This window comes from Vibrio artabrorum (assembly GCF_024347295.1).
Lineage (GTDB): Bacteria > Pseudomonadota > Gammaproteobacteria > Enterobacterales > Vibrionaceae > Vibrio > Vibrio artabrorum.
Window position 1 is genome coordinate 1,153,944 of the sequence record NZ_AP025459.1, and the last position, 13,212, is coordinate 1,167,155.

11 protein-coding genes and 1 pseudogene are annotated in these 13,212 nt (G+C 42.4%); 8 read left to right on the plus strand and 4 right to left on the minus strand.

The genetic code is table 11. The features are described 5' to 3' along the window. Positions 1–195: 195 nt before the first annotated feature. The 4 genes from OCU36_RS19145 (at position 196) to OCU36_RS19160 (ending at position 4,403) form a co-directional block, all read left to right on the plus strand. Complete coding sequence (locus tag OCU36_RS19145) at positions 196–711, plus strand: NUDIX hydrolase (RefSeq protein WP_261840083.1); 516 nt, start codon at positions 196–198, stop codon at positions 709–711. A 17-nt stretch (positions 712–728) separates the two neighbouring features. Beyond that, on the plus strand, positions 729–1,751 hold the full coding sequence (ltaE, locus tag OCU36_RS19150; protein ID WP_261840084.1) for a low-specificity L-threonine aldolase: 1,023 nt from the start codon (positions 729–731) through the stop codon (positions 1,749–1,751). A gap of 452 nt (positions 1,752–2,203) precedes the next feature. Further along, positions 2,204–3,139, plus strand: a complete 936-nt coding sequence (ylqF, locus tag OCU36_RS19155; RefSeq protein ID WP_261840085.1) for a ribosome biogenesis GTPase YlqF — start codon at positions 2,204–2,206, stop codon at positions 3,137–3,139. Between the two features lie 238 nt (positions 3,140–3,377). Next, the gene (locus tag OCU36_RS19160; protein WP_261840086.1) at positions 3,378–4,403 is read left to right on the plus strand and encodes a GGDEF domain-containing protein; all 1,026 of its coding nucleotides are present in this window, start codon (positions 3,378–3,380) and stop codon (positions 4,401–4,403) included. A 151-nt stretch (positions 4,404–4,554) separates the two neighbouring features. Here the strand turns inward: OCU36_RS19160 and OCU36_RS19165 are convergent, their stop codons facing one another. Beyond that, the gene (locus OCU36_RS19165) at positions 4,555–5,100 is read right to left on the minus strand and encodes a GNAT family N-acetyltransferase (protein WP_261840087.1); all 546 of its coding nucleotides are present in this window, start codon (positions 5,098–5,100) and stop codon (positions 4,555–4,557) included. Between the two features lie 167 nt (positions 5,101–5,267). Here OCU36_RS19165 and OCU36_RS19170 point away from each other — a divergent pair, with 167 nt between their 5' ends. Together OCU36_RS19170 and OCU36_RS19175 are read left to right on the plus strand one after the other, a co-directional pair. Then, positions 5,268–6,410: an acyl-CoA desaturase gene (locus tag OCU36_RS19170; RefSeq protein WP_261840088.1), complete on the plus strand. Its 1,143-nt coding sequence runs from the start codon at positions 5,268–5,270 to the stop codon at positions 6,408–6,410. Positions 6,411–6,645: 235 nt separating this feature from the next. Continuing rightward, a complete protein-coding gene (locus OCU36_RS19175; protein WP_261840089.1) occupies positions 6,646–6,936 on the plus strand; it encodes a putative quinol monooxygenase in 291 nt (96 codons plus the stop codon). A 231-nt stretch (positions 6,937–7,167) separates the two neighbouring features. On the opposite strand, the gene manA is transcribed toward OCU36_RS19175, so the two are convergent. Beyond that, on the minus strand, positions 7,168–8,295 hold the full coding sequence (gene manA / locus OCU36_RS19180; protein ID WP_261840752.1) for a mannose-6-phosphate isomerase, class I: 1,128 nt from the start codon (positions 8,293–8,295) through the stop codon (positions 7,168–7,170). A gap of 25 nt (positions 8,296–8,320) precedes the next feature. Here manA and OCU36_RS19185 point away from each other — a divergent pair. Both OCU36_RS19185 and dcuC read left to right on the plus strand, forming a co-directional pair. Beyond that, positions 8,321–8,617, plus strand: a pseudogene (locus tag OCU36_RS19185) (UTRA domain-containing protein); the annotation flags it as partial. Positions 8,618–9,231: 614 nt separating this feature from the next. Further along, positions 9,232–10,599 carry an anaerobic C4-dicarboxylate transporter DcuC gene (dcuC, locus tag OCU36_RS19190; protein ID WP_261840090.1) on the plus strand — a complete coding sequence of 456 codons (1,368 nt, stop codon included), beginning with the start codon at positions 9,232–9,234 and terminating at the stop codon, positions 10,597–10,599. 183 nt (positions 10,600–10,782) lie between these two features. On the opposite strand, the gene OCU36_RS19195 is transcribed toward dcuC, so the two are convergent. Both OCU36_RS19195 and narQ read right to left on the minus strand, forming a co-directional pair. Next, positions 10,783–11,415 (minus strand): response regulator, encoded by a 633-nt coding sequence (locus OCU36_RS19195; RefSeq protein WP_261840091.1) that lies wholly within the window; start codon positions 11,413–11,415, stop codon positions 10,783–10,785. Then, complete coding sequence (gene narQ / locus OCU36_RS19200) at positions 11,402–13,132, minus strand: nitrate/nitrite two-component system sensor histidine kinase NarQ (RefSeq protein ID WP_261840092.1); 1,731 nt, start codon at positions 13,130–13,132, stop codon at positions 11,402–11,404. The genes OCU36_RS19195 and narQ overlap by 14 nt, the downstream gene beginning before the upstream one ends. Positions 13,133–13,212: the final 80 nt, after the last annotated feature.

A 13,212-nucleotide genomic window follows, 5' to 3' on the forward strand; every position in this document is an offset into this window, starting at 1 on the left:
TTTACATTGGTATAGGAAGGTAATGTTCGTCTTCTTTGTGTCATCATAAATTCCAAGTCAAAAGCGGACTTTAAAAAATTATAACTAAACCCATCGCTATACCTAAATTTTCTTTTGTTTTCGACATCATAGACGTTAAGGTGGTGCATGTCTTCCGTAATCCTGACAAATTAACAAGGAATGTGGCCAAACTGCATGAGTAAAATTATCCATCAATGGAAAAGCATTTCTCTTATCGAAGAGAGCGTAACGTTACCGACAAACATCACCGTAAAACATACCAAAATACAACACCCAGGCGCTGCTGTTATTCTTCCCATCACTTCGTCGGGAAATATAATCCTCATTAACCAGTTTCGACCTTCTCTTAAAAAATGGCTTTTAGAGTTACCCGCGGGCACAATAGAAGTTGGCGAGACACCGCTTCAATGTGCTGAGAGAGAACTTGAAGAAGAGACCGGTTACAGTGCAGCGTCTTTTCATAGTTTAGGGCAAGTTACGCCTTTAGCCGGCTTCTGTGATGAAATTCAGCATCTGTTCATCGCTCGAAATCTAAGCCTCACTACCCGCTTTGAATGCGATGAAGATGAAGTCATAGAAGTGATCGAACTGAGCTTAGAAGCGCTGCACGACAAAATACGACACGATCAAATCACCGATACCAAAACTATCGCTTGTTTAAGCAAAGCCCAACTGCGTGGCTATCTATAGAACTCTAGGAGAGAAACATGGACTTTCGTTCTGATACCGTAACTAAACCATCACAAGCTATGCGCGATGCAATGGCCAATGCTGAAGTCGGTGATGATGTTTATGGCGATGACCCAACCGTCAACGAACTTGAACACTGGATTGCCAATGAAACAGGTTTTGAAGCGGCAATGTTTACCTCTTCAGGCACACAAGCAAACCTACTTGGTTTGATGGCGCACTGTGAGCGTGGCGACGAATACCTTTGTGGGCAACAAGCGCACAACTACAAGTACGAAGCCGGTGGCGCTGCAGTACTGGGGTCGATTCAACCTCAACCCATTGAGAATAACCCAGACGGCACGCTGGATTTTAAAAAGCTTGCTGCTGCAATTAAGCCAGATGACAGTCACTTCGCTCGCACTAAACTGCTGAGCCTAGAAAACACCATCAATGGTAAAGTGTTGCCAATGTCTTACCTAGCGCAAGCGCGAGAATTCGTGAACCAACACGGCTTGCAAATGCACCTTGATGGCGCACGTGTCTTTAACGCAGCTGTAGCATTAGATGTTCACATCAAAGAGATTGCACAACACTTTGACTCAATGACCATTTGCTTATCAAAGGGCTTAGGCGCACCAATTGGTTCGCTACTTCTTGGCAACAAAGAGTACATCGCCAAAGCGCGTCGCTTGCGCAAAATGGTCGGGGGCGGCATGCGCCAAGCCGGCATTCTTGCGGCGGCTGGTAAGATGGCATTAACAGAGAATGTCGCTCAACTGAAAACAGACCATGCAAATGCCAAAGCGTTAGCGATTGGCTTAAGCAAGTTAGAGGGATTTTCTGTAAATCCTGATTTCATTCAAACAAACATTGTGTTTGCTAAGTTAGACGAGTCGGTGGATATTAACCGCATCGCACGGGAGTTAGCGGAACAAGGCATTACGATGTCACCAAGCAACCCTGTTCGCTTTGTGACCCACCGTGATATCAGTTCAGAAGACATAGCGACTTTCCTAACAACATTGGAAAAAATGCTTTATACCAATCACAGTAAGTAAGTGTTCAGAAATAGCGCAAGAAAAAAGCTTGAGAACAAGGCCGCTCTTTTCGACAAGCAGCTTCGATAAGTCGTTATTCTACAATCAAACATTCTAACGACGTTCTCGAGGCTTTTAACAAGCTAAGATGACCCGCGATTGACTACGATTGGTATTAAACCCTACTCAATGTTAATCGAGAACAGATATGACTTGAGCTTCCCCTTTGGGGAAGCTTTTTTATTTCATTTTCACTCGAGTAAAACGAAGTCACAAAACTGCCTTTTTTGTCCCCGACCACAAACCTAGCGACGAATAATGCTTATCCCCCTTTCAGGTCAGCAAACATCATCAAGTCGCCTATACTTCAAGCAAATTCTCTCAACTGATTGAAGGTCAGGATAGATATGCCTTTACACATATCATCCAACCCTTACAATGTGCAGCAAATATATTTATCAAGGTTTATCTCTATGTCTATTCAATGGTTTCCGGGTCACATGCATAAAGCCCGTAAAGAAATCGAAGAAGTTATCCCACAGGTTGATGTGATCATCGAAGTTCTGGACGCGCGTATCCCGTTCAGTAGTGAAAACCCAATGATCTCTTCGCTGCGTGGCGATAAGCCTTGTGTAAAAGTGTTAAACAAGCGTGATCTTGCCGACCCTGAGCTGACTCAACGTTGGATTGAGCACTTCGAGAAAGAGCAAGGTGTTAAGGCAATTGCGATTACCACGAGCGTTAAAGAAGAAGTCAACCACGTCATGGAACTGGTACGTAAATTAGCACCGCACCGAGAACAGATGGGTAAGAACATTCGTACGATGATCATGGGCATCCCAAACGTGGGTAAATCGACCATCATCAACTGTTTGGCAGGACGAACAATTGCGGTTACCGGCAACCAACCAGCGGTAACTCGTCGTCAACAACGTATCAACCTGCAAAACGGCGTGATCCTTTCAGATACGCCTGGAATCCTTTGGCCTAAAGTAGAAAACCCACACAGTGGTTTCCGCCTAGCCGCAACAGGTGCCGTGAAAGATACAGCAATGGAATACGATGAAGTGGCATTTTACACTGTCGAATACTTAGCTAAGCAGTACCCTCACCTTTTGCAAGAACGTTACCAAATTGAAGAACTGCCAGAGTCAGACATCGAGTTGATGGAAGCGATTGGTCGTAAGCGCGGCGCACTTCGTGCCGGTGGTCATATCGACATTCATAAATGCTCTGAAATCCTACTTCACGAACTGCGTAACGGGACTTTAGGTAAGGTAACTCTAGAGCTACCAGAAATGATCACACAGGAACTGATCGAAGTGGAAGAAGCGGCTGCGCTGAAAGCCGAACAACAGATCAAGAAGAAAGAAGAGCGCCGTAAGCGTTACTTGAAAAATAAACGTTAGTCACATTGGCTTCCAGTCATCTTCACGTTTTATTTCTGTAGAACGTGAAGGTTGCCCCTGAACGTTTGTTGATCTAGCTAACATACTGACAAATATATGGAAATCAACATTTACACTTAGCAACATTGTGACATACTACGCAAATTGTAGTGTAATAATTTTGGTTAGATTTTCTATGCTCTCTTATTCTCGGCTAAATAATCAGAGATTTAAAACCTATTTCAACAATGAAGTTTATTTGCCATACGTAAATTTCATCTACATGCCGATCTCAATATTCTTTGCTTTCATTATCACTGACTACATTCACTTTGGCACGCAGTGTCTTACACCAATGATTCTTCGATTTGTGCTTTGTTTGAGCATGATAATTGTTGCCAAATATTGCATCAAAAACAACCCTAGAATTTTTGAGCGCATCGAGAGCGTATTCCTTGTCGTTATCTCATTTTTCCTAGTTTATGTGGGTCGACTCGCTATCGAGTTGGACAATTTCCAATACCAAGGCGGTATCATTATCGTCATGATTTATATCGGTACATTTTCAAGGATGTCAGCCAAGTACGGCATTATAGCGCTATCCTTGGCATTTTCTGCATACCTCATCGGCCTTGCTCCCCTGATATATGACACTGCGCCTCAACATGAGATAGAGATGATATCGATTTATCTTTCTGCTTATGTATTAATCTCAGCTGCCTGTATAAGACGTGACTTGGAAACGCATAAACGTTTCGCACAATCAGAACAACTGCGCAAACAAGCAACCCAACTTCGCAAGCAATCCAAAATGTTTAAGGCGCTATCTTACCAAGACGCGCTAACGGGCTGCTACAACCGTTTATATCTTCATCAAGTGATTGAACCCAACATTAATCATGAGTTATCGATTACATCGATTATGATTGATATCGATCATTTCAAATCGATCAATGATACCTTCGGTCACCAAATGGGTGATATGGTGATCAAAGAACTGGCTAAAGAAATTCAAAAAAAATTACCTCACAATAGTCACTGCTTTCGATATGGTGGGGAAGAGTTCCTTGTGATAATTCAAGGAGAAACAGAGGCGTCAATCAAATCGTTAGTTCACACCCTTTTAGAGTCCCCATCTCGCCTGAGTTTAGAAGTAACGATTTCAATCGGTGTGAAACATACATTGCAAGCTCTTGGTTCTGTAGAGCAACTAATCGACGATGCTGATCAAGCACTCTATATTTCGAAGAAAAGCGGTCGAAATAAGATCACATGGCATGATTAGGCGCTCAACGTTTTAGGCCACCTAATCTATGACTGGAACAATCGCAACCATCATTAAAACGCCCCAAGCAATTTAATGCTCGGGGCTTTTATCTTTGTTCTTCTACTTTAAAGTGATTTAAGTGTATGAAGTGGCATTCAGAAAGAGACCACTATGAGTACACGACGCTCGCTGTCTTCTGTTCAAGCTCAATGGGAGAACGCCAAGAAATCACTTTCTCGTTCACTTGACTACCACATGGAGCATTCCAAACTTGCTCTAGCTCTTCTTTACCACCAATCGCCTTATAAAACGCGATCGCTTGGTGGTTCTCAGACATCACCTCTAGGTAAAGACCTGAATCAGAATAGTATTTCTGTAACCACTTAGATAACTCAGCCAATAAACGCTTACCCACGCCTCGACCACGATAATTGCTGTCGACATGCAACGCATCAATGAACGTTCCACGCTCAAAATTGTGATTACCAAACGCACAGACAAAACCAACCAGTAAACCGCCTTCCTCAAGCAATAAAACATGTTGATTAAAAGGAGAGTTAATCAAACGCGTCTGCCAAATAACAGATCTGTCCTCCAAAACCTCATTTTCTAAGTAATCATCCGCAAGAATGCCACGGTAATATAGCTTCCAGCTATCCGCATGCAATTGGGCAATCCGCTCATAATCTTTATATTCAGCTACCTTAATTTCCATTTATTAGCCCTTACTACTTCCATTTATGACTTGCTACTACATTTCACACTACCTTTATACAATACTTAAGCAAAACATACTAATACACGTTTACACTTTCAATATTGACTTACACGTGTACGCTGATAATCTAGCGTACAGATGTAAGCTCAAATGGAAATTTGCTAATGAATAGTGCCGACAAACCCACAACAAAAAAGCCGCCATTAATCTGGCTGAATATTTTTGTATTCTCTTTTAGTATGCTGCTTGCTGTTGTTGCAGCTCCTTTTTATGGCTACTTTTTTGGCTATGGCATGGAGCACTGGGTATGGCTAGCTATCTGCTTTACGTTCTGTAACCTTTCAATCACGACAGGCTATCATCGCTTATGGTCACATAAAGCGTTTGAAGCGCATTCAAGCCTCAGATTCCTATTTGCATTAGGTGGCGCATTTGCCCTGCAGAACAGCGCGCTTCACTGGTCTTCTGATCACCGTGTCCACCACAAGCATGTCGATAACAACGACAAAGACCCATACTCTGCAAAACGTGGCTTTTGGTACTCTCATATTGGCTGGATGATTCGTAACTACAGAACATCAATGTATGAAAATTATGAAAATTGTCGTGACCTTAAAAAGGATAAGATCGTGATGTGGCAACATAAGCACTACGTTCTGCTGGCATTGCTGATGAATTTTGGAGTGCCAATCGCATTAGGTGTCATTTACGGTGATGTGCTTGGTATGTTGTTGATCGTTGGTGCAGTTCGTTTGGTACTTAACCACCACACAACATTCTTCATTAACTCTCTTGCTCACATCTGGGGTAGCCAACCTTTTACCGACAAAAACACGGCCCGTGATAACGGTGTGCTAGCGGTACTCACTTTTGGCGAAGGCTATCACAACTTCCACCACATCTTTGAAAACGACTACCGTAACGGCATCTACTGGTGGCAATACGATCCAACAAAGTGGTTGATCAAAAGTGCTTCATTGATGGGACTGGCAAGTAAGCTTAAGACAACCCCTCAAGCTCGTATCGAGAAAGCCGAAGCGTCAATGTTACTTAAACGTACCCAGCAAAAAATCATGCATCGAGCCGACAAACAACAAATCGCAGAGAAGCTTCAACAAGAGTTTGATGCTCTAGTATCAAACATGAACGAGTATTACGAAGTTAAAAAGCAGCTACTTGAAAGCAAGCGCGAAGACGTTGTGAAGAAGTACGAACACTCAGTACTTAAGGTTCGTTATCAACAAATCAAGATGAATTTTGAACTACAGAAGAAGAATTGGGCGATGACAGTAGAACAATACGCTTAAGGTAAAACAATACGCTAACACACCAATAACAACACAGTTTGATTCTTATTCAGAGGCCCTCATATTGCTATGAGGGCTTTTTAATAAGCGTAACTGATTGTTAGCTACTTTATGCTTTCTAGTGTGGATTATGGATGTCAAGAACCATAGTTATTGGATTTCAGAACTCTTTCTTCAATCTGAATTTATACTTATATTACTTCAAGTTATCGAGTTTAAATCGAAGGAATTGAAAATGAGCAAACTAACTATTATTGCAACGATCGTCTCTAAAAAAGACAAAACTGAATTGGTTAAATCTGAGATGATTAAATTGATCGATAAAACCCGTGCTGAAGACGGCTGTATTAACTACGATCTACATCAAGATAACAGTAACCCAGCTCACTTCGTTTTTCATGAGAACTGGGAGTCTGAAACTCATCTAGAGAAACACTTAGCGAGCCAACACATCGCTGAGTACATGGCTGCTACTGAAGGTTGTATTGAAACCTTTATGCTTAACAAAATGACGCACATTGCTTAACCAGTCACTCATTACTGATTCAATAAAAAACCCTGCTCTTAACGCAGGGTTTGTCTTTTCTACGGGCCTATACTTGCTCATTCTAATCATGAAAAAACCCGCCAGAGTAGCGGGTATGGTCAATAATCATGACTGTCAAAGACAGGTAGGTAACAACCATCAATCCAATATTGAGTGCCACTTTACAATGGCACTCTGACATTTCTTTTGCTGATCGCTAGCACGGGGGCACTAGTTAAAAGCACGAGCCAAAATGCCATTCCCTTGATATTGGTAAACATTTGAATGACTACTTACAAAGACTGATTCTCCGGGCTTAAGAGAAACTGACCGTCCTTCTGAAGTGACGGTCGCCTCGCCTTCCACACAGAACAAGATCTCCGCGCTACGTAAATACTGTGACTTGCTCTCATCAGTCGCAGATAAGATATCAAAGCCAAAGTCATCCACCGGAATCGGATAGCTCATCTTGCCCTCTTTCAATACAGGCTTAAGACGAATATCTTCTGGCTTAATCGGCTCAAAGATCGTGTTGTCGATAAGCTCAGGAACGTCTATGTATTTAGGGGTGAGACCGGCACGCAGCACATTGTCTGAGTTTGCCATGATCTCCAAGCCTGTGCCTTGAACATAAGCATGGGGGGTTTCTGCGAATAGGAACATCGCTTCACCCGGCGCCAGTTCAACTGTGTTGAGCATCAATGGAGCAAACAAACCAATATCACCCGGATAGTACTGTTTGAATTCGATGCTGTATTGCAGAGCTTCACGCCCCATGGCCGTTTTGGCTGATCGCGTATGTGCGGCATAAAGCTCATTAAGCGCAGACGCTTTACGGTCACCTTCAAGTGACATAATTGCGCTAAAGAAAGACTTCAGAGAATCACTATCAGCATTGGCTTTAAGCATATTAAGCTCAATCGCTAACGAAGGGATATCTGCTTCCTCGAATAAGGCAATAATATCGTCGATTGGACGAAAACCATTCATCGCTTTGTAGAAGGTCAACGCATAAACCAACTCAGGCTTGTGGTTTGGATCTTTGTAGTTACGATGAGACGCATTCAAAGGGATACCAAGCGCATTCTCTCGCTCAAAACCTAGTTCAGATTTACGCTTGTTCGGGTGAACCTGAATCGACAACGGTGTTTCAGCGGCCAACACCTTAAATAGGAAAGGTAATTCACCGAAACGTGCCGCCGTGTACTCGCCTAAGACTTCGGTTTTGTTTTCATTAATCATATGTGAAAGCGGTTCGCCATTTTCTGCACTCTTTGAACAACCATTTGGGTGAGCCCCCATCCAAATTTCAGCTTGTGGCTCATTGTTTGGATTTTCGATACCAAATAGCTCATTCATCGCCACTTGACTGCCCCAAACATAGGAAACTTGGTTACCTGTTGCCCTATTCCCAGATCTCACTTATCAAGTGATGCAGACATCAAAGTACGACTTTATTGAGAACACTAAAGGCATGGTGATTGATAGAAGTGAGCAAGAGCTGGTGCCGATTCTGCCCCCAGAAGACGTTGCTAAACAGTTAGGTATTGACCCAGCTCAGCCTATCATTGAAAAACGTACTCGCGGTTACCTCGCCAATAACACGGTATTTGAATACAGCCGCAACTACTTCACATCTAACGACTACCGATTTACTTTAGTCGCTAGACGCCAAAGATAAAACTCTATCCATTATTGCTGTGACGAACACAGAGGACACACGTTCTCTGTGCAAACCCTCTTTTTTTAACCTATTCCCTCGTCAAGACAAATAACACCAACGCACCTCACCAGCCATTGAATCAACGAAATCTTTCACAAGGCCACTAAATTCGTAACTCTGTACGCAATTGAATAAATTTTAGTCGCGTGCAAGTAATGTTCATGATTTGCTGAACACTATTGTGTGGCAACAGCAGATTCACTTCGTAAGGTCTTGAATAAGTTCGATAGCATTAAGTAAAAATGCCTCTTTAAAGGTAGGAAATAACCCTTTCCCTGCAATTACTGGTAATAAACCAGAAAAACATCAATTTGTTTAGGCAAAATTTCTTATACAAGTCAACTATCCCTTCATGCTGAGAACGACATTTTGAGAAACGATATAGTTTTATATTAACATCTAAACAACAGTAGTTACTCATGCTGTAAAAACATAATTAACATCGAAAAAAATGTTTGTTTTAGATCACATCAACCTCAACTATACCTCGTGCCACAATGCAGTTTTCTGTACATTCATCGTCATATTCTGAAACAGTTTCTTGTATTTTTTTAAACTTTGTGGAGATTTCTATGTTAGAGCTCTTGATCGGATTGGTGATTACCATCGCTGTTGGCTACTTTATCGTAAAGGGCTATAAAGCAGCCGGTGTATTACTGACCGCAGGCATTACCCTACTTCTTATAACTGGCCTTATTGGTCATACCGTTTTACCTGCTAAAGTCGCTTCAACAGGTAACATGGTGACTGACGCATTAGAGTTCGTTAAGTACATGCTTCAGTACCGTGGAGGCGGCCTAGGCATGCAAATCATGCTTCTGTGTGGTTTTGCTTCTTATATGACGCACATTGGTGCGAACAACGTGGTAGTAAAACAGTTCTCTAAACCACTTGCTGCTATCAAATCTCCTTATGTACTTCTTGTCGCTGCCTACATCGTTGCGTGTCTAATGTCTCTAGCAGTAAGTTCTGCAACTGGCCTTGGTGTGCTACTAATGGCAACACTATTCCCAATGATGACGGCAATGGGTATTTCTCGCCCAGCGGCAGTTGCAGTTTGTGCGTCACCGGCAGCAATCATTCTTTCACCAACCTCTGGTGATGTGGTTATCGCAGCAGAGAAATCAGGAATGTCTCTTGATGTGTTCGCCGTTCAAACGGTACTGCCTGTTTCTATCTGTGCAATCATCGTAATGGCAGCTGCGGCTTTCTTCTGGAACAAGTATCTGGACAAGAAAGAGAACACGCCAATGGAAAGAATTGACGTATCTGAAATCGAAGCGGATGCACCAGCGTTTTACGCGGCTCTTCCTTTCTTACCAATCATCGGTGTATTCCTATTTAACGGTCGTACCATTCCTGGCATAAGCCTAGACATCTACACTATCGTGGTAGGCTCTATCTTCTTGGGTGCCGTAATTCACTACGTGGTGAACAAGTTTGATGGTAAAAAGTCGCTTGAAGACCTTGATTCTTGTTATGCAGGTATGGCGGATGCATTTAAAGGCGTTGTAATGCTATTGGTTGCAGCGGGCGTATTCGCACAAGGTCTAATGTCAATTGGTGCTATCGACAACCTTCTTCACCTGGCAGACAATGCCGGTGCAGGCGGCATTGCACTAATGCTGATTCTAACGGGTCTAACGGTTGCGGCTGCAATTGCAACAGGTTCTGGTAATGCGCCATTCTACGCATTCGTAGAGCTTGCTCCATCACTGGCTGCGAAAATGGGCTTAAACCCTGCGTTTCTTATCATCCCTATGCTACAAGCGTCGAACCTAGGCCGTACCATTTCACCGGTATCAGGCGTAATTGTGGCAACTTCTGGTATGGCTAAAATCAGCCCATTTGAAGTGGTAAAACGCACGTCAGTACCGGTTGTCTGTGGTCTTATTACGGTTATCTTTGGTACGCTAGTATTGGTTCCAATGGCGGCGTAAGCCTCTGGTTCCAAAGAACAAACGAGCATCAATACCGATATAAAATGCTTAAACAAAAAGGCGCTGAACTTAATAAGTTCAGCGCCTTTTTAGTGTTATTAGAAGGCAAAGCGTTGGAGATAAAGAGACGACAAAATTAAATCAGTTCTGTTTAAAATAGCGTTATCTTAAAAGAATATTACCCTACTTCATTTCCCCATAACGCTCTAAGTACAGGACTGTCGCAGCTGTACGAGAAGGGACTTGCAGCTTTTTAAGTAAGCTTTTCATATGTACCTTGACTGTCGATTCAGAAATAAACAGATGGTCGGCGATTTGCTTGTTACGGTAACCTTTTGCGACTTCTTGAAGGATCTGCATTTCGCGGTCTGTTAGTTGGTCGAAAATATCATTGCGGCTGTCAGTATCATTTAAATAACGAGCAACCACACTGCTGTAAGCTTTATCACCGCTATGTGCTTGCTTCAGTAACTCGATAAGTTCATCAGGTTCACTGTCTTTCAACAAGTAGCCATCAGCACCCGCTTTTACAATCGCTTCGATGTCTGCCGGGCTATCTGAAACCGTTAGAATAACGATGTTAGCGCTTGAACCATCAGTACGAAGTGCCTTCAGTGTATCCAGGCCAGACATGCCTTTCATATTAAGATCCAAAAGGATCAAATCAGGTTCTTCCTCGTGAGCCAAAGCAACAGCCTCAGTGCCATTGCGTGCTTCTGCAATCACTTCGAATTCATCTTCAAAGCTCAGTAATTGGCTTATACCTCTGCGCATCAATGGATGATCGTCAACCAACATTACTTTACAAATCGTCAAATTTCGCTCCCTTCAAACTTTTATATTTCAATGTGACGGTACAACCTTCACCTTGAGCGGCTTCAATCGTTAAGTCACCGTTCAACCTTACTGCACGCTCCTGCATAATACTCATTCCATAATGATCAATCTTTGAACTATTGGAATCAAAACCAGTACCATCATCTTTAATTACGATGCATACATCGCCAGACTCATCAATACAGCGTACATCTATCAACTGTGCATTGGCATGTTTTATTGCGTTGACTGTCGCTTCACGAATCAATTGAAGCAAGTGAACCTGACTGTGCGCATCAAGCTCAATCGATGACAGATTATTGGTCAGGTTAATTTTCGCTTCTGTCCTTTCGCTAAACTCCTCAAGCATCGCACTCAAAGCTTCACCAAAGTCGCCCTCTTTTATCGATAACCTAAACGTGGTCAGTAGCTCCCTCAATTGAGTATAGGCATCGTTTAAGCCTTTACTAAGTTCGGAAGCAATTTGCTCAGACTGCTCTCTATGCTGGTGTTCTGGTAGCTTGCTAATAACACGCTTCAATAGCGTGACTTGGATTTTCAAATAAGACAACGACTGAGCTAAGGAATCGTGGAGTTCACGTGCGATCGTCGCTCTTTCTTCCATAATAATCAGTTGTTCGGCATTTTTTTGCGCTCGATTGTAGTGTATAGCTCGTGACAACAGTTGAATAAAACTCTCAATAAGAGCCTTGGTCGAGTGACTCTGATCATAGGAGCAATAGAGGTATCCGAGTATGAGATCATTATCACCTAACTTCATTTCAAACTTTTCATAGCGATGATTCGCATCATACCCCTCATCCATAATCAATGAGCGATCTGAATTGTCTACAACCTCTAGCCGGATGGACTCGATTCCCTCAAGGCTAAGTAAATGACGTAAGATAGATCGAAAGTTATCTGGGGCAATGCGAGTTACCGTTAGCTCTTGAGATGAGTAATAGAGTGCCTGTAATGATTGGTTCGCATTCTGCAGTTCCGCGGTCTTGCTATTGACAGCCTCTTCAAGATTTCGATAAAGGACCCCCAAATCTTTAGCCATCGAGTTAAACATTTTCGTCAAAATACCTAACTCGTTACTGTTGCTCACCTCTAACTGAACACCAAAGTCACGATTCTTGATTCGTTGACTTGCTCCCACTAAGGCATGCAAAGGTTTAACCACTTGTTTACGTACAAAATGAACAACAAAAAGAGATATGAGGAGAATTCCACCTAAGCCAATACCACCAGCCCACGCCAACTTTATTAACTTATCTTCAGAAAACTTTTGTAATTTAAAGACGAAATGATCGATTTCGGTAACGAATTTTTCAACCAAAACAAGATAGTGCTTTCTGTCTTGACTGCTCAAAACTTGCTTCAATTCGTGCCAACGACCGATGATCAGATAATAGTCCTGAATTATGTCAGAAGGTACATTCCAACTGACCAACTTGGTCATTGATGGGGAGTAAAGAGACCTTTCGAACTCTTGAATATGAGAGTTGAAATCTATTGATTCTATCTGAATATCATGGGCTAAACGGTAGCTCTGCATACGCATTGAACCCGCCACGTTTACAACCTCAGCATCCTTCAAGCTCGAAGCCAGTGTAAAAACGGCAAAGCCTGTTGTCGCAACTGACAACAGCAATATAAAGAGCAACGATTTTGCTATTGTGCTCGTCACAGATGAAACCGGTCTTATAAGCAAAATAGTCTTCCTAGTGATAAATAAATAGCCAACTAATTTATATATTGTCACATATCAATATTCATAGCTCCATTCAATAT

Excerpts from the sequence above, each read along its gene's own strand:
- OCU36_RS19145 (WP_261840083.1), top strand. The coding sequence starts at position 196 with ATGAGTAAAATTATCCATCAATGGAAAAGCATTTCTCTTATCGAAGAG.
- ltaE (WP_261840084.1), top strand. The coding sequence starts at position 729 with ATGGACTTTCGTTCTGATACCGTAACTAAACCATCACAAGCTATGCGC.
- ylqF (WP_261840085.1), top strand. The coding sequence starts at position 2,204 with ATGTCTATTCAATGGTTTCCGGGTCACATGCATAAAGCCCGTAAAGAA.
- OCU36_RS19165 (WP_261840087.1), bottom strand. The coding sequence starts at position 5,100 with ATGGAAATTAAGGTAGCTGAATATAAAGATTATGAGCGGATTGCCCAA.
- OCU36_RS19170 (WP_261840088.1), top strand. The coding sequence starts at position 5,268 with ATGAATAGTGCCGACAAACCCACAACAAAAAAGCCGCCATTAATCTGG.
- OCU36_RS19175 (WP_261840089.1), top strand. The coding sequence starts at position 6,646 with ATGAGCAAACTAACTATTATTGCAACGATCGTCTCTAAAAAAGACAAA.
- manA (WP_261840752.1), bottom strand. The coding sequence starts at position 8,295 with ATGAATGAGCTATTTGGTATCGAAAATCCAAACAATGAGCCACAAGCT.
- dcuC (WP_261840090.1), top strand. The coding sequence starts at position 9,232 with ATGTTAGAGCTCTTGATCGGATTGGTGATTACCATCGCTGTTGGCTAC.